The organism is Nocardia mangyaensis (assembly GCF_001886715.1).
Lineage (GTDB): Bacteria > Actinomycetota > Actinomycetes > Mycobacteriales > Mycobacteriaceae > Nocardia > Nocardia mangyaensis.
The window spans coordinates 1,980,431-2,002,846 of the sequence record NZ_CP018082.1 but is presented as its reverse complement, the minus strand read 5'-3'; the positions used below and the strand labels follow the sequence as shown (position 1 = coordinate 2,002,846).

General features: G+C 69.2%; 22 protein-coding genes. 13 read left to right on the top strand and 9 right to left on the bottom strand.

Annotated features, from left to right (window positions below; translation table 11 throughout):
• Nucleotides 1-112: 112 nt before the first annotated feature.
• Nucleotides 113-1,723 carry an alpha-(1->6)-mannopyranosyltransferase A gene (locus tag BOX37_RS09070; protein WP_071931311.1) on the top strand — a complete coding sequence of 537 codons (1,611 nt, stop codon included), beginning with the start codon at nt 113-115 and terminating at the stop codon, nt 1,721-1,723.
• Nucleotides 1,720-2,757, top strand: coding sequence for a phytoene/squalene synthase family protein (locus BOX37_RS09065; RefSeq protein ID WP_084759504.1), 1,038 nt, complete (start codon nt 1,720-1,722; stop codon nt 2,755-2,757). Before BOX37_RS09070 ends, BOX37_RS09065 begins: the two co-directional genes overlap by 4 nt.
• Nucleotides 2,758-2,838: 81 nt before the next feature.
• Here the strand turns inward: BOX37_RS09065 and BOX37_RS09060 are convergent, their stop codons facing one another.
• Nucleotides 2,839-3,207: an Rv2175c family DNA-binding protein gene (locus BOX37_RS09060; protein WP_071931309.1), complete on the bottom strand. Its 369-nt coding sequence runs from the start codon at nt 3,205-3,207 to the stop codon at nt 2,839-2,841.
• Nucleotides 3,208-3,335: 128 nt separating this feature from the next.
• Here BOX37_RS09060 and pknB point away from each other — a divergent pair, with 128 nt between their 5' ends.
• Genes pknB through BOX37_RS09045 form a run of 3 tightly spaced genes read left to right on the top strand, consistent with a single transcriptional unit; the run spans nt 3,336 to nt 6,161 of the window.
• Nucleotides 3,336-5,273, top strand: a complete 1,938-nt coding sequence (gene pknB, locus BOX37_RS09055; protein ID WP_071931308.1) for a Stk1 family PASTA domain-containing Ser/Thr kinase — start codon at nt 3,336-3,338, stop codon at nt 5,271-5,273.
• A gap of 57 nt (nt 5,274-5,330) precedes the next feature.
• Entirely contained in the window at nt 5,331-5,672 is a 342-nt protein-coding gene (locus tag BOX37_RS09050; protein WP_071927260.1) for an ArsR/SmtB family transcription factor, read from the top strand.
• A gap of 3 nt (nt 5,673-5,675) precedes the next feature.
• Nucleotides 5,676-6,161, top strand: a complete 486-nt coding sequence (locus BOX37_RS09045) for an SRPBCC family protein (RefSeq protein ID WP_071927259.1) — start codon at nt 5,676-5,678, stop codon at nt 6,159-6,161.
• Between the two features lie 171 nt (nt 6,162-6,332).
• Here BOX37_RS09045 and BOX37_RS09040 read toward each other — a convergent pair whose 3' ends face one another.
• Complete coding sequence (locus BOX37_RS09040; RefSeq protein ID WP_071927258.1) at nt 6,333-7,718, bottom strand: class II 3-deoxy-7-phosphoheptulonate synthase; 1,386 nt, start codon at nt 7,716-7,718, stop codon at nt 6,333-6,335.
• A gap of 194 nt (nt 7,719-7,912) precedes the next feature.
• Between BOX37_RS09040 and BOX37_RS09035 the strand changes: the two genes are divergently transcribed.
• Nucleotides 7,913-8,410, top strand: a complete 498-nt coding sequence (locus BOX37_RS09035) for a polyadenylate-specific 3'-exoribonuclease AS (RefSeq protein WP_071931307.1) — start codon at nt 7,913-7,915, stop codon at nt 8,408-8,410.
• Between the two features lie 68 nt (nt 8,411-8,478).
• Here the strand turns inward: BOX37_RS09035 and qcrB are convergent, their stop codons facing one another.
• From qcrB to ctaE, 4 genes are read right to left on the bottom strand one after another with little or no spacing between them, the layout of a single operon-like run.
• Complete coding sequence (qcrB, locus tag BOX37_RS09030; protein WP_071927257.1) at nt 8,479-10,101, bottom strand: cytochrome bc1 complex cytochrome b subunit; 1,623 nt, start codon at nt 10,099-10,101, stop codon at nt 8,479-8,481.
• Nucleotides 10,098-11,237, bottom strand: coding sequence for a cytochrome bc1 complex Rieske iron-sulfur subunit (gene qcrA / locus BOX37_RS09025; protein ID WP_071931306.1), 1,140 nt, complete (start codon nt 11,235-11,237; stop codon nt 10,098-10,100). The genes qcrB and qcrA overlap by 4 nt, the downstream gene beginning before the upstream one ends.
• Nucleotides 11,234-12,097 carry a cytochrome bc1 complex diheme cytochrome c subunit gene (qcrC, locus tag BOX37_RS09020; RefSeq protein WP_071927256.1) on the bottom strand — a complete coding sequence of 288 codons (864 nt, stop codon included), beginning with the start codon at nt 12,095-12,097 and terminating at the stop codon, nt 11,234-11,236. The genes qcrA and qcrC overlap by 4 nt, the downstream gene beginning before the upstream one ends.
• Before the next feature lie 58 nt (nt 12,098-12,155).
• Nucleotides 12,156-12,767: an aa3-type cytochrome oxidase subunit III gene (ctaE, locus tag BOX37_RS09015; protein ID WP_071927255.1), complete on the bottom strand. Its 612-nt coding sequence runs from the start codon at nt 12,765-12,767 to the stop codon at nt 12,156-12,158.
• A 178-nt stretch (nt 12,768-12,945) separates the two neighbouring features.
• Between ctaE and BOX37_RS09010 the strand changes: the two genes are divergently transcribed.
• Nucleotides 12,946-13,395: a hypothetical protein gene (locus BOX37_RS09010; RefSeq protein WP_071927254.1), complete on the top strand. Its 450-nt coding sequence runs from the start codon at nt 12,946-12,948 to the stop codon at nt 13,393-13,395.
• A gap of 105 nt (nt 13,396-13,500) precedes the next feature.
• Nucleotides 13,501-14,562 carry an anthranilate phosphoribosyltransferase gene (trpD, locus tag BOX37_RS09005; protein ID WP_071927253.1) on the top strand — a complete coding sequence of 354 codons (1,062 nt, stop codon included), beginning with the start codon at nt 13,501-13,503 and terminating at the stop codon, nt 14,560-14,562.
• A gap of 9 nt (nt 14,563-14,571) precedes the next feature.
• Here the strand turns inward: trpD and BOX37_RS09000 are convergent, their stop codons facing one another.
• The 3 genes from BOX37_RS09000 to BOX37_RS08990 all read right to left on the bottom strand — a co-directional run bounded on the left by BOX37_RS09000 (nt 14,572) and on the right by BOX37_RS08990 (nt 17,391).
• On the bottom strand, nt 14,572-14,847 hold the full coding sequence (locus BOX37_RS09000; RefSeq protein ID WP_071927252.1) for an Lrp/AsnC family transcriptional regulator: 276 nt from the start codon (nt 14,845-14,847) through the stop codon (nt 14,572-14,574).
• 9 nt (nt 14,848-14,856) lie between these two features.
• Entirely contained in the window at nt 14,857-15,399 is a 543-nt protein-coding gene (locus tag BOX37_RS08995; RefSeq protein WP_071927251.1) for a phosphoribosylanthranilate isomerase, read from the bottom strand.
• A gap of 96 nt (nt 15,400-15,495) precedes the next feature.
• The gene (locus BOX37_RS08990) at nt 15,496-17,391 is read right to left on the bottom strand and encodes a DEDD exonuclease domain-containing protein (protein WP_071931305.1); all 1,896 of its coding nucleotides are present in this window, start codon (nt 17,389-17,391) and stop codon (nt 15,496-15,498) included.
• Nucleotides 17,392-17,965: 574 nt separating this feature from the next.
• Here BOX37_RS08990 and BOX37_RS08985 point away from each other — a divergent pair.
• The 5 genes from BOX37_RS08985 to BOX37_RS08965 all read left to right on the top strand — a co-directional run bounded on the left by BOX37_RS08985 (nt 17,966) and on the right by BOX37_RS08965 (nt 22,411).
• Nucleotides 17,966-18,535: a C40 family peptidase gene (locus tag BOX37_RS08985; RefSeq protein ID WP_071927250.1), complete on the top strand. Its 570-nt coding sequence runs from the start codon at nt 17,966-17,968 to the stop codon at nt 18,533-18,535.
• Between the two features lie 179 nt (nt 18,536-18,714).
• Nucleotides 18,715-19,779: an NlpC/P60 family protein gene (locus tag BOX37_RS08980; protein ID WP_156910342.1), complete on the top strand. Its 1,065-nt coding sequence runs from the start codon at nt 18,715-18,717 to the stop codon at nt 19,777-19,779.
• A 9-nt stretch (nt 19,780-19,788) separates the two neighbouring features.
• On the top strand, nt 19,789-20,802 hold the full coding sequence (locus tag BOX37_RS08975) for a hypothetical protein (RefSeq protein ID WP_071927249.1): 1,014 nt from the start codon (nt 19,789-19,791) through the stop codon (nt 20,800-20,802).
• Between the two features lie 45 nt (nt 20,803-20,847).
• A complete protein-coding gene (locus BOX37_RS08970) occupies nt 20,848-21,975 on the top strand; it encodes a glycosyltransferase family 4 protein (RefSeq protein WP_071927248.1) in 1,128 nt (375 codons plus the stop codon).
• A 43-nt stretch (nt 21,976-22,018) separates the two neighbouring features.
• Nucleotides 22,019-22,411 (top strand): polyketide cyclase / dehydrase and lipid transport, encoded by a 393-nt coding sequence (locus BOX37_RS08965; protein WP_071927247.1) that lies wholly within the window; start codon nt 22,019-22,021, stop codon nt 22,409-22,411.
• The last annotated feature ends 5 nt before the right edge of the window (nt 22,412-22,416 follow it).

Genomic DNA, 22,416 nt, shown 5'->3' with positions numbered 1-22,416 from the left:
CAGCTCGCGGTTGCGACCGCCGACCATCCGGGGGGACCGACCGACAATGCCGCCCCCCGAGACGACCGTAGGCCCCATGGACACCACGCGCACCCTCGAGCCGCAGCGCCACATGCCCTCCGGGTCCGATCCCGGCGTCCGGTCACGGCTACGGATCGCGAGCGACTTCGCCCGCAGCCCCGAGGGCCACGCGGCCGTGCTGGGCTTCTTCGGCGCGATCATGATCACCGTCGGCGGCTTCGGCGCCGGTGCGGTCCGCAAGCACGACCCGCTACTGGAGGCGCTGCACCTGTCGTGGCTGCGCTTCGGCCACGGCTACGCGCTCTCGACGATCACCATCTGGATCGGCGTCCTGCTGATGATCACCGCGTGGGTCCGCCTCGGGCGCACCACCATCGGCAAGAACGGCTCGCAGGTCACCCTGAACGAGCTCCGCGCGATCGTCGCCATCTGGACCACCCCCCTGCTTTTCGCGGCGCCCATGTTCAGCCGCGACGTGTACTCCTACCTCGCCCAGGGCGCGCTGCTACGCGACGGCTTCGACCCCTACCAGGTGGGACCGGTCGCCAATCCCGGCACGCTGCTGGACAACGTGAGCTCGGTCTGGACCACCACCACCGCGCCCTACGGTCCGATGTTCCTGCTCATCGGCCGCGCCGTCACCATGATCACCGGCGACAACATCATCGCGGGCACCATCGCCCTGCGCTTCGTGATGCTGCCCGGCTTGGCCCTGATGATGTGGGCGGTGCCGTATCTGACCAAGCACCTCGGCGGCAAGCCGACGGTCGCGCTGTGGCTCGCGGTGCTCAACCCGCTGGTGCTGATCCATCTCATCGGCGGCGTGCACAACGAGCTGCTGATGGTCGGGCTCATGTGCGCGGGCATCGCGCTCGTCTTGGAACGCCATCACGTGGCGGGCATCGTCGTGGTCGCCATCGGCGTCGCGATCAAGGCGACCGCGGGCGTCGCGCTGCCGTTCCTGGTGTGGATCTGGATTCTGCACGAGAAGGAACGCCGCGCCGCCAAACGCGGTGTCACCAATGAACTCGACGACCGCAAGCATCCCGATGCTGCCCGGCCCTCGGCGGACATGCCGCATCCACTGTTCGTGTTCGCCAAGATCGCCGGGATCGGCTTCGGTGTGTTCGTGGCGGTGTTCGGCGCGGCATCGGTGATCGCGGGAGTCGGCTTCGGCTGGGTCACCGCGCTGCAGGGCTCGAACAAGATCATCAACTGGCTCTCGCTGCCGACGATCCTCGCGCACATGGTCACCTGGGTGACCCCGCTCGATTTGGACTCGGTGCTGTGGGTGACCCGCAAGCTGTGCCAGGTCGCGCTGGTCGTACTGCTCGTGGCGACCTGGTGGCGGTTCCGCCACAGCGAGCGCGAGGCCGTGATGGGCATCGTCATCGCCTTCGTCGCGATCGTGCTGCTCTCCCCCGCCGCGCTGCCCTGGTACTACTCGTGGCCGTTGGCGCTGGCCGCCGGGTTCGCGCTCTCGACCACGACCCTGATGTGGCTGGTCGGACTGTGCACCTGGTTGATGCTGGTGTTCCAGCCCGACGGCTCGATCGGGCTGTACAACTTCTGGCACGTCGCGCTCGCGACCTTCGCCGCCATCGTGGCTGCGCTGTCGCTGCGTACCGTCGACCCGCTGCACCTGCGTTCCGCGAGTTCGAAGCCCGACCTCAGGGAACCGGCGCCCGCCGTCCGGGCATGAGCGATCGCGTTCATCTCGACGGGGGCAGGCGCCGAGACGTCGACATCGCTCCAGGCAACCTGAGCGAGGCGTACGCGCGCTGTCGCCGGATCACCGCCGAACACGGACGCACCTACTACCTGGCGGCCACGCTGCTGTCCGCGCCACGCCGCCAGGCCGTGCACGCGCTGTACGCCTTCGCCCGGATGGTCGACGACATCGTCGATCACGCGAACGACCCCGCCCAGGGCCTCGCCGGGCACCCGACTGGCCTCGGTCGGCACCGCAGCACTCCGCATGGCACTGCCGACTCCGCCTTTTCGGTGGTGCGGCAGCTCGACGTGATCGAGCGACAGCTGCGCGACGCGCTCGACCACGGCGTCATCGACGGCGACCCACGCACCCTGCCGATCCTCGCCGCGGCCGTCGACACCATCACCCGCTACGAGATCGATCACCACCACTTCTGGACGTTCCTCGACGCCATGCGCATGGACGTCCCCGGCACCGCCACCCATCGCACCCGCTACGCCACCATGGCCGAGCTGCGCGAATACATGCGTGGGTCCGCTGCCGCCATCGGCCTGCAGCTGCTGCCCGTCCTCGGCACCGTCGTCCCGGTCGCCGAGGCCGAACCGGCCGCGGCGGCGCTCGGCGAAGCCTTCCAGCTCACCAACTTCCTGCGCGATGTCGCCGAGGATCTCGACCGCGACCGCATCTACCTGCCCACCGAGGAACTGGCCGCATTCGGTGTCGACGAAGCGCACCTGCGCGAAGCCCGCCGCACCGGCCACACCGACGCACCCCTGCGCCGCGCCCTGGCCCACCTGATCGCGATCAACCGCGACATCTACCGCCGCGCCACCCCCGGCATCGACCTGCTCGACCCCCGGGTCCGCCCCGCGATCAGCACCGCCCGCATCCTCTACGCCGAGATCCTCGACCGCATCGAAGCCGCCGAATACCAGGTCTTCGCCGCCAGAGCCCGCGTCCCCCGCCGCCGCCGAATCCTGGTCGCCACCAAGGGCTTCGCCACCGCGACCCGGCGCCGCTGACCGCAACGGCCCGCGTTCTCGCCATCGCGAGCGGTGCCGGTCAGCGCGTTGCGGGAGGCCGCGCCGGACTTCGAACCGAGATCAGAAGGGTTCGGCGGCGGCGCGGCGGACGACTTCGCGGGCCAGATCGCCGTGCAGGGCGTCGACGGGGCGGCCGGGGAGGGAGTCGTCGGGGGTGTAGATCCAGCGCAGGATCTCCTCGTCGCTGTACTTGCCGTCGCGCATCACCGTGATCAGGCCGGGCAGCATGCGGACGATCTCGTCGTTGTCGTCGAAGAAGCGCGAGGGGATGCCCGCGACGCCGTTGCGGCGGATCGCGATGAGCTGATGGTCACGCAGGAGTTGGTGCACCGCGGTGACCGGGACACCGAGGATTTCGGCGGCCTCGGGAAGCGAGACGATGGTTTCGGTGTCGGGCAGCACATCGTCGCTGCAGGGGAAGGCACTCACCCACACAACGGTAATACGTGGGTACCGGCGAGCAGTGGCTGGCCTGCACGGGTCGCCCGGTTACGATCGTGGGGGCCGCACACCGTGGCCTGTTTGTCGTACGCCGGAGGACGCACTTGATCGGCCAGATGCTGGAAGGGCGCTATCGCATCGATGCGCCGATCGCCCGCGGCGGAATGTCGATGGTGTTCCGCGGAACCGACACCCGTCTCGACCGCCCGGTGGCGATCAAGGTGATGGATCCGAAGTTCGCCGGTGACCCGCAGTTTCTCACCCGCTTCGAGTTCGAGGCGCGCGCGGTGGCCAAGCTCAAGCACCCCTCGCTGGTCGCGGTGTACGACCAGGGCATCGACGGGGAATACCCGTTCCTGATCATGGAACTGGTCGAAGGTGGCACGCTGCGCGAACTGCTGCGTGAACGCGGACCGATGCCCCCGCACGCCGTGCGCGCGGTGGCCGAGCCGGTGCTGCGCGCGATCGGTACCGCCCACGACGCGGGCCTGGTGCACCGCGACGTCAAACCGGAGAATGTGCTGATCTCCGACGCGGGCGAGGTGAAAATCGCCGACTTCGGTCTGGTGCGCGCCGTCGCCGCCGCCAACACCACCTCCGCCAGCGTGATCCTCGGCACCGCCGCCTACCTCTCGCCCGAACAGGTCACCACCGGCACCGCCGACGCGCGCAGCGATGTGTACTCCTTCGGCTTGCTGATCTTCGAGTTGCTCACCGGCCGGGTGCCGTTCACCGGCGACAACTCGCTGTCGGTGGCCTATCAGCGGGTCGAGAACGATGTGCCGCCGCCGAGCCAGTTCATCGGCGGCGTGCCGCCCGAGTTCGACGAACTGGTCGCCACGGCCACCTCCCGCGACCCGGCGCAACGCTTCGCCGACGCCCACCAGATGGCCGCGGAACTGCAGTCGATCGCGATGGCGCTGAACCTGCCGCCCTATCGTGTTCCCGCGCCACGCGATTCGGCCGAGCATCTCAGCGAGAGCTACCACACCGGGGACGCGCATCATCCCGGCGAGCGCCCCGCCACCCCGAATCCGGCGTTCGCGCCACCGATTCCGGCGCCGGACCGGCAACCGCAGCACACCAGGGTGGTGACCGCGCCGCGCCCGCGCGCCGAGGAGTACACGTCCTCACACTCCCCAGCGCCACTGTCGAATCCGTTCGTGGCCGAGGACAATCGTTCCCGCCGCACTGGATTGATGTGGGTCGGCATCGTCACCGCGCTGACCCTGCTGGTCGGGATCGGCGGCTGGTGGCTCGGCGTCGGCCGCTACACCGCCGTGCCCCCGATCGCCGGGATGGATTCCGAGCGCGCGGTCGCCGTGCTGCAGGAGGCGGGTTTCGAGACCGAGCTACGGCAGAAGGCCTCCGACACGATCCCTGTCGGCGGCGTGGTGGGCACCGATCCCTCGGCCGGATCGCGGGTCACCAAGAGTTCCACCGTCGCGGTGCTGATCTCCAACGGCAAGCCGCGGGTGCCCGATATCAACCCCGGCGACCAGATCAGCGAGGTCAACCAGGCGATCCGTGACGCCGGCCTGCAGCCGATCGACAGCGGCGAGGCGCCGAGCACCGCGCCGAAGGGCTCGCTGGCCAGGGTAGAGCCCGCGCCCGGCACCGTCCTGCCGATGGGCGCGCAGGTGAAGGTGTATCGCAGTAAGGGCTCGCAGCCGGTCAACGTGCCGGATGTGCGCGGCATGAGCACCGAGGACGCGGCGGCCGCGCTGGCCGGCGCCGGGCTCGTCGTGCGCGACACCAGGGTGCAGTTCGACAAGGGCGTGGAGGGCGACAAGGCCATCGGCACCGATCCGGCGGTCGGCGCCACCCTGCAGTCGGGTGACAGCGTGACGCTGATCGTGTCGAACGCGGTGAAGGTGCCCAATGTGATGGGCCAGTCCGTGGGCAATGCCCGCTCCAAGCTGCAGCAGCTGGGCCTGCAGGTGGAGGTCAAGTCGATCACCGACTCCAACAGTTCGCTGGTGATCGGCCAGGTACCCGGGATCAGCTCCAATGTGGAGGCGGGCAGCACGGTCACCCTCACCGCCCTCCCCTGATGCGATTTCTCGTTCGAGGGTTGACAACATACAACCACCTGGTTGTACATTAGAAGGGTGAACGACACCGACGAGGACGCGGCAGACGCCCTGTTCCACGCCCTCGCCGACCGCACCCGGCGCGACATCGTGCGCCGGGTGCTGGCCGGGGAGCATTCGGTGTCGGCACTGGCGGAGAACTACGACATGAGCTTCGCCGCCGTCCAGAAGCACGTGGCCGTGCTGGAACGGGCCGGGCTACTGACCAAGCGACGCCAGGGCAGGGAACAACTGGCCAGTGGTGACGTCGCCGCGGTCCGCGCGGTCGCCGGCATGCTCGCGGAACTGGAACAGATCTGGCGCGGCCGGATCGGCCGCATCGACGACCTCATAGCGATCAACCCTCACCCGGAGGTATGAATCATGCCCGTCACCAACGTCACCCACGATCTCGACACCCGCACCCTCACGCTGACCGCCGAATTCGCGGCCCCGCGCGAGCGGATCTGGCAGGTCTACGCCGACCCGCGCCAGCTGGAGAAGATCTGGGGCCCGCCCACCTACCCCGCGACCGTGGTCGAGCACTCGCTCACCCCCGGTGGCCGGGTCACCTACTACATGACCAGCCCCGAAGGCGAGAAGTACCCCGGGTACTGGGAGATCGTCTCCGTCGACGAGCCGAACGGGTTCGTGTTCCGGGACGGCTTCGCCGACGAGAACTACAACCCGGTCGAGTCGATGCCCGTCGCCACCAACACCTACACCTTCGAAGAACGCGACGGCCACACGATCGCCACCTACGTGGGCATCTACGACAGCGCCGAGGGCCTGCAGAAGGTGCTCGACATGGGCGTGGTCGAAGGCGCGACCGGCGCGATCAACCAGATCGACGACCTGGTGTCTGTTTGAGCGCTGGCGCGCTCGAGTCGCGGCCCCTGGGGGTCGCCGGTCAGCGCTCGAGACTCGCGCCTGCGGCGCATGCGCTTCGAGCGCTGACCGGCGACCCGGCCGCGACCGGCCACTGCGTGGCCGCCGCTCCTCGGGGTCGCGGGTGCGCGGCCGGGTTGTCGGAGCTCTGACTCAGCGCAACATCTCGGCGACGAGGAACGACAGTTCCAGGGACTGCTGGGTGTTGAGGCGGGGGTCGCAGGCCGTCTCGTAGCGGTCCTCGAGGTCCAGGTCGGAGATGTCCTGGGCGCCGCCGAGGCATTCGGTGACGTTCTCGCCGGTCAACTCGATGTGCATACCGCCGGGGTGGGTGCCCAGGGAGTGGTGGACCTCGAAGAAACCCTGCACCTCGTCGACGATGCGGTCGAAGTGGCGGGTCTTGAAACCGGTGGATGACTCGTGGGTGTTGCCGTGCATGGGGTCGCACTGCCAGATCACCTGGTGGCCGGTGGCCTGTACCTTCTCGATGATCGGCGGCAGCACGTCGCGCACCTTGCCGTTGCCCATCCGGGCGACCAGGGTCAACCGGCCCGGCTCGTTGTTCGGATCGAGCCGCTCGACGTACTCCACGGCCTGTTCGGGCGTGGTGGTCGGGCCGATCTTGAGACCGATCGGGTTGGCCAGCAGCTCGGCCAGCGCGATGTGCGCGCCGTCGAGCTGACGGGTGCGCTCGCCGATCCACAGGAAGTGCGCCGAGAGGTCGTAGAGCAGAGGCTCGCCGGTCTCGGACTCGCTCAGGCGCAGCATGGCGCGCTCGTAGTCGAGGACCAGGGCCTCGTGCGAGGCGTAGATCCGGGCCGACTGCAGGCTCGGGTCGTTGACCCGGCAGGCCGTCATGAACCGCAGGCCGCGGTCGATCTCCTCGGCGAGTGCCTCGTAGCGGGCGCCCGCGGGCGACTGGGCCACGAAATCGCGGTTCCAGTCGTGCACCTTGTGCAGATCGGCCATGCCGGCGCTGGTGAGCGCGCGAACCAGGTTCATCGCGGCGCTGGCATTGGCGTAGGCACGGACCAGGCGTGAGGGATCGTGGCGGCGCACCGACTCCTCGGCGACGAGGGAGTTGATCATGTCGCCGCGGTAGGACTTCAGGCCGAGGGCGTCGATGTCGGACGAGCGCGGCTTGGCGTACTGGCCCGCGATCCTGGCCACCTTCACCACCGGCATGCTCGCGCCATAGGTGAGCACCACGGCCATCTGCAGCAGGGTGCGGATGTTGCCGCGAATGTGCGGTTCGGTGTTGTCGGCGAAGGTCTCCGCGCAGTCACCACCTTGCATGAGGAACGCCTCGCCACGCGCCACCTGCGCCAGCTGGGTCTTGAGGTCCTCGACCTCGGCGGGCAGACAGATCGGCGGTACGCTCTCGAGCACGGTGCGCATGGTCGCGGCCTCGTCGGCGTCCCAGGAGGGCTGCTGCAGGGCGGGCCGGGCCAGGGCCGCGTCGAGCCGGGTACGCAGCTCGGTGGGCAGCGGCGGCAGTTCCGGCAGGCGGTCAATCGGTACGTCGACGGTCCAGGTCACCAGCTAAGAATACGGACCCGAGGCAACGGGCGGATATCCGGCGTGCCGCCCGGCCCCGGTCGCGTACCGGCGACCCTGTGCGCACCGCGCGCGCGAGGCGCGCATAGGGTTCCACCAACACACTGTGGGCCCGCTGGCCGGTGCCGTCCTCCCGGGCGAGCACGGCCGCCCACCTGCACGAAGAGGCGATCTCCCTGCGATATTTCTACGACTCGGAATTCATCGAGGACGGCGTCACCATCGACCTGGTCTCGATCGGCGTCGTCTGTGAGGACGGGCGCGAGTACTACGCGGTGTCCACCGAATTCGATGCCGGGCGCGCCGGTCCCTGGGTCCGCAAGCACGTGCTGCCGAAGTTGCCGCCCGCGGGATCGTCGCTGTATCGCACCAGGGAGCAGATCCGCGACGACCTGTTCAAGTTCTTCCTGCCGCGGCCCAGCGTGCAGCCGGAGCTGTGGGCCTGGGTCTCCGCCTACGACCATGTCGCGCTGTGCCAACTGTGGGGTGACATGACCGCGCTGCCCAAGGGCATGCCGCGCTATACCAACGAGCTGCGCCAGCACTGGGTCGCGCACGGCAGCCCCGACCTGCCGCCGATCCCCGGCGACGCCCATGACGCGCTGGCCGACGCCCGGCACAACCTGGCCAAGTTCGAGGCCATCGAGTCCTACCGGCGTACTCCCCGCCTCTGAGCGGTCACCGACAGGCGAAGGCCCCGAGTCGAATTCGACTCGGGGCCTTGCTGCGTCGGGACGCGCGGTCAGTGACCGTTCGGCTCGCTGCGATTGGCGATCGCCTGCTGTTCGGCGAGTACGCCGAGCATCCGATGCTCCTCGTTCTCCTCGACCTCGGCCCAGGCCTCGGCCTCGGACTTGGGATCGGGCGTCAGGAAGCTGCCGGTGCCCGGCTTGCCCGCCGAACCCAGCTTGTTCATCTTCTTGGGTACCGGGGCGCCCTGGTACTCCAGCGGGATCGGGTGACCGTGCGAGTCGACCGGGCCCAGCGGCTGGTGCACCTCGATGTACTCACCGTGCGGCAGTCGCTTGATCACACCGGTCTCGATGCCGTGCTCGAGCACCGCCCGGTCACTGCGCTGCAGGCCGATGCAGAACCGGTAGGCGATGAAGTACGCCAGCGGCGGGCCGAGCAGCACGCCGATACGACCGATCCAGGTCGTCGCGTTCAGCGAGATGTCGAACTTGAACGCGATGATGTCGTTGATGCACGACAGGGTCAGGATCACGTAGAACGTGATGGCCATGGCGCCGATCGCGGTACGCACCGGCACGTCGCGCGGACGCTGCAGCAGGTTGTGATGCGCGGTGGTGTCACCGGTGAGGCGCTTCTCGATCCATGGGTAGGCGATCAGCAGCGTGAACACCAGGCCCATCACCAGCGCGACCCAGAACGCCGCCGGGATCGTGTACCGACCCAGGTAGAGCTCCCAGGCGGGCATCAGGCGCGCCATACCATCGGTCCACATCATGTAGAAGTCGGGCTGTGAACCCGCCGACACCTGTGAGGGGTTGTACGGACCGAGGTTCCACACCGGGTTGATCTGCAGGACACCACCCATGATGCCGACGATGCCCAGGGTGAACGCGAAGAACGCGCCCTGGTCGGCGGCGAACACCGGGATGATGCGCGCGCCGACGACGTTGTGCTCGGTGCGGGCCGGTCCGGGGAACTGAGTGTGCTTCTGGTACCAGACCAGCGCGACGTGCGCGCCGATCAGCGCCAGGATGATGCCGGGCAGCAACAGCACGTGCGCGATGTAGAGGCGCGGGATGATGATGTCGCCGGGGAAATCACCGTTGAAGATCAGCCAGTGCATCCAGGTACCGACGACCGGGATACCGATCGTGATACCGGAGAACGCGGCGCGCAGACCGGTACCCGAGAGCAGGTCGTCGGGCAGCGAGTAGCCGAAGAAGCCCTCGAACATGGCCAGGATCAGCAGCAACGAGCCGATCACCCAGTTCGCCTCACGCGGCTTGCGGAACGCGCCGGTGAAGAAGATGCGGAACAGGTGGATGATGATCGACGCCGCGAACAGCAGCGCCGCCCAGTGGTGGACCTGGCGGACGAACAGACCGCCGCGCACCTCGAAGGAGATGTTCAGCGTGGTCTCGTAGGCCCTCGACATACCGACACCGCGCAGCGGCTGGTAGGCGCCGTCGTAGACCACGTGGACCAGCGACGGGTCGAAGAACAGTGTCAGGTACACACCCGACAGCAGCAGGATGATGAACGCGTAGAGCGCGATCTCGCCGAGCAGGAACGACCAGTGGGTCGGGAAGACCTTGTTGATCGACCGCTTCATGAACGCGGCGGCGCGATACCGCTCGTCCATCTCATTGGCCTGGCTTGCCACAGCACTCATGAACGACGCTCCCAGAAGGCCGGGCCGAGCGGCTCGATGAAGTCGCCGTTGGCGACCAGGAAGCCCTCGGAGTTGACGGTGATCGGCAGCTGCGGCAGCGCACGGGCGGCGGGACCGAAGATCGGCTTACCCCACTCGGTCGCCAAGAACTGCGACTGGTGGCAGGGACACAGGATCCGGTTGGTCTGCTGCTCGAACAGCGAGGTGGGGCAGCCGAGGTGGGTGCAGATCTTCGAGTAGGCGAAGTAGTCGCCGTAGTTGAAGCTCTCCTGGCCCTTGCGCTTGATCGCCTTCTCGGCGTCGGCGGTCCGCAGGCGGATCAGCATGACGGAGTTGCGGATGCCGCGCAGCGACTGCAGCGTCTCGTGCGAGTCGCCACGCCACTTCTCCTTCCACGGGAACACCGTCTCCATGGCGCCCGCGTCCAGATCCTCGGGGCGCACCAGCACGATGTCCTCGGGGCGACCGGTGTCGCGGCGAAGGTAGATGGTCTCGCCGGGGTAGTCCGGGGTCCAGCCCGAAACCCACAGCGGCGACTTGTCGCCCTTGGCCCACGGGTTCTTGATCATGCCGCCGACGAACACCAGCAGCGCGCCGACACCGAGCACGCCGACACCGGCGCCCGCGGTGCCGAGCATCATCTTGCGACGCCCCAGCGTGGAGGTGTCGAGCGCGTCCTGCAGCTCGGCTGCCAGGGTGCGGCGCTCGACCTCTTCGGACGGGCCGTCGTGACGCTGCTGGATGGAGATCTCGGCGGGGATGAACTTCTTGCGGATCAGCACCATCGCGACGCCGATGACCAGCACCGAGATACCGAAGCTCAGACCGATCAGCGGGGTGAACAGCGAGTAGGCGCCGTGGCCGTCCTGGCCGTTGCCCTTCCACTCCCACGGCCAGAACAGGAAGACGCCGACCAGGGCCACGGCGGCGAGTCCGGAGATGGCGAACCAGAACGTCACCTGACGTTCGGCGCGCTTCTCGGCGCGGGTACCTTCGACCGGCCACCGCTCGCCGCGGTACACGACCTCGACGTCGTCGCGCGCGGTGCCGAGCTCGACCAGCTCGTCGCGCGACATCGCGTCCAGTTCGTCTTCGGTGGGTTCGCGACCCATCTCGCTTCGCTCCTGTCCACTCATGATCGGGATCCAATCCACATCGCCGCGCCGACGGTGGCGGTGATGCCGATGACCCAGATCGCCACGAATTCGGTCGCCGGACCGAAACCGCCGAGATCCCAGCCGCCGGGCGACCGCTCTTCGGCGGAGTTCTTGACGTAGGCGACGATGTCGCGCTTCTCCTCCGGCGAGAGCTGCCGGTCGGAGAACTTGGGCATGTTCTGCGGGCCCGTGGACATCGCGGTGTAGATCTGCTGCTCGTTGGCGGGCTCGAGCGGCGGAGCGAACTTGCCGCCGGAGAGGGCACCACCACGACCGGTGAAGTTGTGGCAGGAGGCGCAGTTCATGCGGAACAGCTCCGAGCCGCGGGCGATGTCGTCGCCGCGCAGCGATTCCTGGGCGATCTCACCGTTGGCGTCCCGGACCACCGAGGGGCCACCGCCGTTGGCGGCGACGTAGGCGCCGAGCGCGTCGGTCTGGTGCGCGTCGAACTTCTCCGGCTTGCGCCAGGCCTGCGCCTCGTTGCGAGCCATCGGCATGCGGCCGGTGGACACCTGGAAGTAGACGGCGGCCTCGCCGACACCGATCAGGCTCGGCCCGCGGTCCAGCACACCCTGCAGGTTGGCACCGTGGCAGGTGATGCAGGAGGTGTCGTAGAGCTGCTTGCCCTCGCGGATCAGCGCGGACTGGTCCTGGTTCGCGGTGGCGACCTGCGGTGTCGGCGTGAGCGCCGCGGCGAGGAAGCCGGCTCCGACCAGACCCATCAGCAACGCGAGACCGCCCGCGAGACGACGGCGGGTGCGACGCTGCTTACGCGTCTTGGCGGCCTGCCCGTTGCCGGGGCCAGCGGGCTCTTGGGCCGACGGGGGAGATGAACTCATCTGTGTCCCTTTGGAGTAGACGGAACCGACTTGTACGAATGCTAGGTGCGCCAGCGCGCTACTTGACGAAGTAGATCGTGGCGAACAGCCCGATCCAGACGATGTCGACGAAGTGCCAGTAGTAGGACACCACGATCGCGGCGGTGGCCTGCGCGGGGGTGAACTTGCTCAGCTTGGTGCGGATGAGCAGGAACACGAACGCGATCAGACCGCCGATCACGTGCAGACCGTGGAAGCCGGTGGTGATGTAGAAGACCGAGCCGTAGGAGCTACCGGCGATCGTGGTCCCGTGGTTGGCCAGGTGGTAGTACTCGTAGGCCTGACCGAGCACGAAGAAGGTACCCATGATCAAGGTGATCGTGTACCAGCGCCGCAGGCCGAACACATCACCGCGTTCGGCGGCGAACACACCCATCTGGCAGGTGAACGAGGACAAGATCAGCACGGTCGTCACCGGCACCGCCAGAGCGAGGTTCAGCTCGGTCGGCTCCGGGGGCCAAGCCCCGTTCGCCTGCGCGCGCGCAACGAAGTACATGGCGAAGAGTCCGGCGAAGAACATCAGCTCGCTCGACAGCCAGATGATGGTTCCGACGCTGACCATGTTGGGCCGGTTCAGCGAATGCACACGCTGAGTAATGGCCGATCCTGGGGTGCCTACTGCGGTCGTCACGGGGTAAGTATGACTCTTCGTAGTACGACAGCTGTACCCGGGTACGAAAGTTTGTCGCGCGAGTCGGAAAACCCACGCACAGAGGGGGTCCGCGACATCCGTCGGCGTGTTGGCGACGAGCAGGCGACAACCCATTGTGACAGCGTTGGATGTGGATAAGCTGAGACGAGGAGGCCCCATGGTTGTGGTGCGGATGTGGCGGCGGATGTTCGGCGGGTCGGCGCAGGCCCTCGACCCGGCGCGGACCGACTTGGTGGTCGTGGCGTCGAGCTTCGACGACGCCGAGGCCGGTTCGACCGCCCTGAACAGGGCCGTCGATCTCGATCGCGATGCCGACGCGGTCTTGCGCCACCATCTGCGTCTGCCCGCCGAGCAGATCGAGGCGGCGTGCGAGATCGCGGGATATGACGGATACGCCCAGGCCGAGCCCGCTCGCGACGCGGGCGAAGGCCCAGACACCGCCGACCGCGCCGCGGGCGGGCTGGTGCCGGTCGTCTTGCAGCGGGTCCAGCGCCTGGATCCGCTGAGCTGTTCGCAGGAACGCTCGCGGATGGCCGGGCTCGCCCAGCGCCATGACGGGATCGCCGACGGCTGGGATGCGCTGCAGCCGCCGCACCTCGCCCCTTAAGCTTGCTCGGTAGTGCGCGCACCATCACGTCGTGCACGTCGTATCCAACGCCGTCGAGCTGCGATCCCGCGGCCACGGTGGAGTCGAACGAAAGATGCGGAGCAGATGAGCGTGCGCAGCTGGCCCCAGGTCCTGGGAACCCTCGCCGACGGTGGCGACCTGGCCGCGGACGACACCACCTGGGTGGTCGACGAGATCTTCACCGACAACGCCACCCCCGCCCAGATCGCGGCGTTCGGCGTCGCCATGAAGATCAAGGGCCCGACGCCCGCGGAGCTGGCGGGCATGGTCGCCGGCATGCTCGGCCACGCGCGCCTGGTCCGGATCGACGGCGACGCGGTCGACATCGTCGGCACCGGCGGTGACCGCTCGGGCTCGGTGAACATCTCCACCATGTCCTCGGTGGTCGTGGCCTCGGCCGGTGTTCCGGTGGTCAAGCACGGCAACCGGGCCGCGTCTTCGAAGTCCGGCGGCGCCGATGTCCTCGAAGCGCTGGGTGTGAAGCTGGCACTGGGCCCCGAGTCGGTGGCGCGGTCGGTCCGCGAGGCCGGGATCGGTTTCTGTTTCGCGCCGCTGTTCCACTCGGGGCTGCGCTTCGCCGGTCCGGCGCGCAAGGAGATCGGCATCCCGACCGTGTTCAACGTGCTCGGCCCGCTGACCAACCCCGCGCAGCCGCGGTCGGGGCTGATCGGGTGCGCGTTCGCCGATCTCGCGCCGGTCATCGCGGGCGTGTTCGCCGAGCGAGGCGCGAGTGCGCTGGTGGTGCGCGGGCGCGACGGGCTCGACGAGATCACCACCTCCGACCTCACCGACGTGTGGGTGGTCAGCGGTGGGCGGATTCGGCAGACGGTGCTCGATCCGACGCGGCTGGGCATCCCCCGTGTCGATCTGGACGAGCTGCGCGGCGGGGACGCCGAGGTCAATGCCCGGATCGCCCGCGAGGTGTTCGCCGGGACGCCCGGTCCGGTCCGCGACGCGGTGCTGGTGAACTCGGCCGCGGCGATCGTGGCCTACGACCTCTCGCGCGGGTCCGGCGACGTCGACCTGGATCTGGACGCGGCGCTGAGTCAAGCGCTCGAGCGCGCCGCCGCCGCCCTCGACAGCGGGGCGGCGGCGAAACTGCTGCAGAGCTGGGCCGAACTCACCCAGGTCCTCGACGAGTCCTGAGCGCGGGCCTCACTCCCCCAGCGAGAATCCGGCTTCCACATCGGCGCTGGAATAGGATTTGAACGCGATGTGGGTGGTGGTGCGCATGACGCCCGCCACCTTGTCGATGCCCCCGGTGACCACCTCGGCGATGCGCTCGTGGTCGCGGACCCGCACGATCGCGATCAGGTCCACATCGCCCGCGCAGGAGTACACCTCGGCCACACCGTCGGTGTCGGCGAGCGCCTGCGCGGTCTCGGGGATACGAGAGTTCTCGGCCTGGATCAGCACGATCGCGGTAATCATGGGATCAGCCTAGAACTTCGACTCGGTGGCCGCCGCGAACCGTGCCATCGCCTCGTAGCTCTTCACCCCCGGCGCCGCCTCGACCGAACTCGACACGTCGACGCCGTAGGGGTGGTGCCGGGCGATGACGTCGGCGACATTGTCCGCGTCGAGGCCACCGGCCAGCACGACCTGGCCCGGCTGCGCGCGGACCCAGTCGGGGAACTCCTCGAAGATCCCCGACCCCGCGCTGGCGTCGTAGAAGAAGTACTGACTGCGCTGCGCCGGGTCGGGCGGGGTGGACGAGCAGAAGGCCAGGTTCGGCAGGTCGGCCCACTGATAGAGCTGCACCACGTCGAAGGCATCGGCCACCTCGGCGACCTCCATCGCTTCCAGGGCGACAACGAAGGTGGTGATGCGACCGCGCGCGTAGTCGGCGAGGGCGCGGGCCCGCGCGGGGGTGCGGTAGCGCTTGCTCCTGGGGGTGACCATCACACCGATCGCGGAGTACCCGAGCTCGACCGCCCAGTCGATCTGTTCCTCGGTGGTCAGACCGCACACCTTCACGAACATCCGCCGATGCCCCTCTCCTTATTACCCGCACGCGCGCGGGAGTCGGTGGTCCATGATCCCGGATCGCAACCGGGCACCGCTCGGCCAGGTACCGGCTCACCGCTGCGCCGAGTACTCGTCCTCCGGGCTGATCGCCGTCGCCGCGGTGCGCGCGAGCTTCGCCCAGCCCACCCAGCGGGCGGCGCCGTGCAGCGGTTCGCGATAGCCCTCGCTGGTGCGCACGATCCGGGCACCGGGCATCGCCAGCCACCGGGCGACCACGCCCACCTCCTCGGGGGAGGCACCGCGCAGGGGTGGGATGTCGTCCGCGGAGCGCGGCGGACAGCCGAACAGAGCGCCGTCGGTCTCGGCGTCCGTCGCGCTGCCCGCGGAGGGCCACCCCACGGTCGACGACGCCGTCGGCATCGGCGCGGCGGGTGGGTGCGTCAGCGCCTTCGCCGTGGCCGCGTCACCGAGATCGGGGACGACTGTTTCGGCGGCGGCGACGATCTGGTCGACGACCGCCATGGGCGGGGTGCCGCGGGGTGCGGTACCCGCGGCGGCGAGGCGGCCGTAGCGGATCACCGAGAACTCCCATCCACGTTCACCATCGGGCGAGGCGACGATCAGTTCGGCGATCCGGGCCACGGCAGCGAGGCGCTGGGTGCGGTGCAGCACCGTGACGACGGCGGCGGTGCGATCGCGCAGGCGGGCGGCAGCTTCGAAATGCTGTTCGGCCGAATGGGTTTCGATGCGATCGAGCATGGCACGCAGGAGCGTGTCGGCGCGGCCGGCGAACAGATCGCGGACCGCGTGAACGGCCGGGACGTAACCCGCCGCGTCGAGTTCGAGGTCCGCGCGCGCCGCGGGGCAGCCACCGACGACCGCGGGCTGACAGGCGTGATTCGCCGCGCGGGTGAGCCGGGTCGAACAGGTCCGCAACCCCGCGAACTCGGCGACGGTAGCGGCAACATCCAGAGCATGGGCACGAGAAGAGAAGGGGCCCAATGCTGTTCGAGTCGGCGTCCGCACCGCGACGAGCCGGGGGAAGGCCTCGTCGCTGAGCGTGAGCCACCACCCTTTGCGGGGGAACTTCGAGCGACGGTTGTAGGGCGGGGCATGCGCGGCGAGCAGTCGCAGCTCGCGGACCCCGGCCTCCAGACCGTGCGAGCACACCACGTGGTCGACCCGAATCGCCAGTGCCACCATCTCTTTCATCCGGCCGCGAGTCTCCGAACCGGTGAAGTAATTGCGCACGCGGCGACGCAGATTCACCGCCGTCCCTATATAGAGGACTTCCTCCGACGGTCCGCGGAAGAGATAGACGCCGGGTGCGGCGGGCAGATCGGTCGCGAACGTGCGCTTGGCGCGCTGGGTTCCGGTGACGCCGGGCAGATAGTCGAGCAACTCGGTCAGGCTGTGCACACCCTGATTGCCGACCCGGCCGATCAGCGCGTGCAGCACGTCGACAGTGGCGCGGGCATCGTCGAGCGCGCGATGGGTCGGCGTGGTGCCCGCGCCGAGGACCGCCGCGAGCACGCCGAGCCGGGCCGAGGGCGCCTCGTCCCGGGTGAGCACCCGTCGCGCCAGCTTCACCGTGCACAGCACCTGGGGATTGGGCCAGGCGATGTCGCGGCGCGCGGCGGCGGCTTTGAGGAAGGCGGTGTCGAAGCGGGCATTGTGCGCCACCAGCACCGCCCCCGCCGCGAACTCGAGGAACCCGGGCAGCACCGCCTCGATGCGCGGCGCCTCGTAGACCATGGCGGTGGTGATCCCGGTGATCTGCACGATCGCGGGCGGAATCGCGAATCCCGGGTTCACGAGGGTGGCGAACTCCCCCAGTACTTCTCCCCCGCGCACCTTCACCGCGCCGATCTCGGTGATCGCGTCACCGTCCGGGCTGGTCCCGGTGGTTTCCAGGTCGACGACGACGAAAGTGGTGTCGCAGAGCGGGGTATCGAGCTCGTCGAAGGCCAGTTGGCGAGCGGCCGGGAGCGCAACGGGTTCGGACACGGCCAGCAGCGTAGGGAGGGGGTCCGACACGCTCGCCGAGGGCAATTCGGCGCGCGACTTTCGTTCCGATGCGAACAAAATGACCTTGGTCGGACTCGATGGAGACCGGGCTCACAGTTTGCCGAATTTCACATGACTCCGGCGAATTTCATTGGGTAAGCCGGATTACCGATCGGAGGGCGCCGGAGCGGGCGGCGCGCCGCCCGCGCGCACGACTGGACAACCGCCCGGTTCAACCCGCGACGCGCGGAGTCGACCTGGGGGTTCACCCCTAGGGGTAGACTAATAAGCCGTCAAGTGGCCATCGACGACGCGCCGGACGACAGCCACGAAGCGGACTGGAAGTGACCTGGCGTTATCGTTTCGTGATTCGTGTGACCCAGCTCGCACCCCCCATTCGGCGATATCGCCGGAATGCCCTCGCGGTCACCTGTCCGACTTTACAAACCACCGTGACGTCTTCGTAACCTTTTCGAGACCTCACGGAGTCCGCCGGACCGGAAACGGCTCGGCGCGAGGAGTCCGCCCCGTCATACGGACGGGGCGTCGTGGGGCAGATTGGAAGTACCGCATCATGGCGACCAACACCGTCAAGCGTCAGGCGCAGCGTGCCGTTGCCGCCGGAGCCGTCGGCGCTGCCACCATCGGCGCGTTCCTCCTCCCGGCCGCACCCGCGTCGGCGACGCCGGTGACGATCCCCGGGATCGGCACCTTCGAGGTGCCCAACGAGATCCCGCTGCCGCAGGGCATCCCCGGCATCGAGATCCCGGCCGCACCGCAGACTTTCACCGCGCCGCGCGCCACCGCCGCCGACATCGCCCTCGATGCCGCGCTGAGCAAGATCGGCTCCCCCTACGTCTACGGCGCCGCGGGCCCGGACGCCTTCGACTGCTCGGGCCTGGTCCAGTGGGCCTACCGGCAGGCCGGCCGGGAGCTGCCGCGCACCAGCGGTGCTCAACTCGGCGCAGGCGCCCCGGTCTCGATCGACGCCCTGCAGCCCGGCGACATGATCTCGTTCTACGGTGGCGGCCACTCCGGCCTGTACGCCGGTAACGGCAACGTCGTGCACGCCTCCACCTCGGGTACCCCGGTACAGCTCGCGCCGCTGTCCTCGATGCCGTTCGCGGGCGCGCGCCGCTTCTGACCGGTCGGGTACGGTGCGTCGTTCACGGGGAAGGGCGCACCGTGACCCTCTCGTGCCCTACTGGACACGGACACACGCGGTTCCGTAACCTGATCGAGACCTTTGTGGCGGACGAGGAGCTCGGGCTCAGGTAGAGGCGCTGCACCAGCGGATAACGAGAGAACGAGGTACCGGGCACTGTGACCCCACACCACCGGAATCCGCACGCTTCGCGTGGCTTCGTCGCAGCACTGTCCGCCGCATTCCTGATGTGCGCCGCCGTCACCGGTGGTCCCGCCGCCGCCGACCCGGCCGCCCTGCCGACCACCGCGACCGACGCCATCGCCCGGATGGTCGATCTGTCCCGCCAGTCCGAGCAGCTCAATCAGCAATCACTCACCGCCCGGGCCGATCTCGACGCCAAGCTGGCCCTGCAACGCGAGGCCGACGACAAGCTGGCCGCGAGCACCGCGGTCGCCGACGCCGCCCGCGCCGAGGTGCGCAGGTTCCAGCCGATGATCGACCGCACCGCCGTGGCCGCCTATACCGGCGTGCGCACCAACAGCATGTTCGCCGTGCTGTCGAGCGGTTCACCGCAGCAGCTGCTGGACAAGATGTCGACCCTCGACGTGCTCTCCCAGCAGACCGCCGACACAGTCCGCCAGTTCAAGCAGGCCGCCGATGCCGCCACCGCCGCGGAATCGGTCACCCGCGCCGCCGCCGACGCGGCGCGCGCCGCGACCGCGGCCGCCGACGCCGTGCGCGCCGATGTCGATCGCAAGCTCCAGGATCTCGGTGTCGCGACCACCCAGGTCGTCGAGGCGTGGGGCGCGCTCTCGGCCCGCGACAAGTCGACGCTGGCCGGTTCGCCCTTCCCACCCGGCTTCGACCGCGACAGCCTGCTGGCCGGTTTGGTCCCCGGCAGCGGCACCAGCGCGCTGGCCGCCGCCCTGACCCGAGTCGGCGATCCGTATGTCTGGGGCGCCACCGGCCCCGACAAGTTCGACTGCTCCGGTCTGGTGCAGTGGGCTTTCAAACAGGTCGGCAAGAACGTCCCGCGCACCAGTTCCGCGCAGGCGGGATACGGCACGCCGGTGGCCAAGGGCGATCTGCAGCCCGGCGACGTGGTGCTGTTCTATCCCGACATCTCCCACGTCGGGATCTACGCGGGCAACGGAATGATGGTGCACGCCTCCACCTTCGGTGTGCCGGTCGCTGTCTCGCCGATCAACACCACCCCGTACCACTCGGCCCGGCGATACTGAGGGGCCACGGTGACCGAACCGCCGCGCCGCACATCCGGCTTCCGATCCTGGTTCTCGGCCAACGGCCGTCTGGAATTCGCTCTCACGCTCGTCTCGGTCACCCTGTTGACCGGGGCGTGCGCCGCGCTGATCCTGGTGCCGCGCAATGTCGGCGGGCTGCAGCTGGCCACCGACGAGGCCGAGGTGCTCGGTAGCACCGAGGCCATCGACGACCCGCGCCTGACTCCCGTGCGGCGCGAGCTGCAGCCCTTCGGTCCGATCCTGGTGCGCGCGGTCGCCGCGGGCGATTCCGCCGACGCGCTGCTGGTCGCCCACCCCGGCCACCGCGCCGACCTCGATGTCCTCGAACAGGAACTCGGATCGGCGATCGCGCAGGTGAGCGCCGTGTGGGGCACCGAATGGAACCGCGCGCCCATGCTGGTCGTCGCGGGGTCACCGGCCGAATTCACCGCGCTCACCAGGGTCGCGGGCGCCGCGGCCACCGCCGATGTGGCCGCGGTATCGCTCACCGGCTCCTATGTCCCCGGGAGCACCCCCACCGACCAGCGGATCGTGTTCAACCCCGACGCGCGCCGCCGGGTCGGCGACGAGGGTCTGGCGACGTTGCTGCGCCATGAGCTCACCCACGTCGCGACCAGGGCCGTCACCACCGATGGCTCCCCACTGTGGATGCTCGAGGGCTTCGCCGAATACGTCGCCCAGCGCGCGCAGGACACCACGTTCTCCCAGATCGCGCCGACGCTCACCACCCGGCTGCGCGCGGGCGCCCTGCCCACCGATCTGGTCGCCGACGCCGAGTTCACCGGGACCGACGCGCCCTACGCCTACGAAACCGCGTGGAGTGCCTGCGCGTTCGTGGCCGACCAGTACGGCGAGCACACCCTGACCACGCTGTACAAGCGGCTCGCGACCGGTCCGCAATCGGCCGCCGCGCAGGACGCCGCGTTCACCGAAGTCCTCGGCGTCTCGCGCGCGGAGCTGCTCGACGGCTGGCGGTCCTGGCTGCGCGGCCATGCTGCCTGACCACCGCCCGCGTCCGTATCAGCCGACCCATTAGGTTGTTCAGTTATGGCCCGAACTCTGCTGGTTACCAATGATTTCCCGCCTCGGCCGGGCGGAATCCAGTCCTACCTGCAGGCACTGTCGAATCAGCTGCCGCCCGAGGACCTGGTGGTATACGCGCCGCGCTGGCGTGGCGACAGCCACGACAAGTTCGACGCCGCCCAGAAGTTCCGCGTCGTTCGCCACCCCACGACGCTGATGCTGCCCACCCCCGCGGTCATCACCCGCGCCTCGGCGCTGCTGCGCGAGCACGAGTGCGACACCGTGTGGTTCGGCGCGGCCGCCCCGCTGGCCGCGATGGCGCCGATGCTGCGGCGCGCGGGCGCCGAACGCATCCTGGCCAGCACCCACGGCCACGAGGTGGGCTGGTCGATGTTGCCGGGTTCGCGGCAGGTACTGCGCTCGATCGGCGAGAACACCGACGTGGTCACCTACGTCAGCAAGTACACCCGCGGCCGGTTCGCCTCGGCCTTCGGTCCGCGCGCCGCGCTCGAGTACCTGCCGCCGGGGGTCGATCCGGCCGAGTTCCGGCCCGACCCGGCCGCGCGCGCCGAGCTGCGCGCCCGCTACGGCCTCGGCGACCGGCCGACCGTGCTGTGCCTGTCGCGACTGGTGGCGCGCAAGGGCCAGGACGTGCTGATCGCGGCCATGACCGAGATCCGCGAACGCGTCGACGGCGCGGTGCTGGTGATCGCGGGCGGCGGACCCTACGAGGCGCGGCTGCGGGGACTGGCAGACGCGCTCGGCGTCACCGACAGTGTCGTGTTCACCGGGCGGGTGCCCTCGGGCGAACTGGCCGCCCACCACACCATCGCCGACGTGTTCGCCATGCCGTGCCGCACCCGCGGCGCCGGGCTGGACGTGGAGGGCCTCGGCATCGTCTTCCTCGAAGCCTCCGCCAGCGGGGTCCCGGTGGTCGCCGGTGATTCCGGTGGCGCGCCCGAGACCGTGCGCGAAGGCGAGACCGGACTGGTCGTGCAGGGCCGGTCCGCGTCGCAGGTCACCGACGCGATCGTCGAGCTGCTCACCGACCGGGACCGGGCCGCCGCGATGGGTGCCGCCGGCCGGGCCTGGGTGGAGCGGAACTGGCATTGGGACCGGCAGGGCGCCCGGTTGCGGGAACTGCTGCGGTGACACCCTGGCCTGCGCCGGTGTGGCGTCCACTACGCTCAGCGAGGTGAGCAGTATCCAGGTCGCAGATCAGACCTTCGTCGCCGCGCCGCCCGCCGCCATCGCCGAGCTGCTCGGCGCCGCGAACAACTGGCGCCGCTGGTGGCCCGACCTGCGCCTCGACGTGCGCGAGGATCGCGGGGACAAGGGCATCCGCTGGACCGTGGCCGGTCCGCTGAGCGGCACCATGGAGGTGTGGCTGGAAGCCGTCGCCGACGGGGCGATCCTGCACTACTTCCTGCACGCCGAGTCGACCGCGGCCACACCGCTGTCCCCGCGCGCGCAGGCCGCGGCCAATCGGGCCCGTCGCGTCGCGGGCAAGGACATGTCGTTCGAAGTGAAGACTCGGCTCGAAGCCGGTCGACCCGCGGGCGTCGCACCCGCGACCGCCGCGTCCTGAGTGCC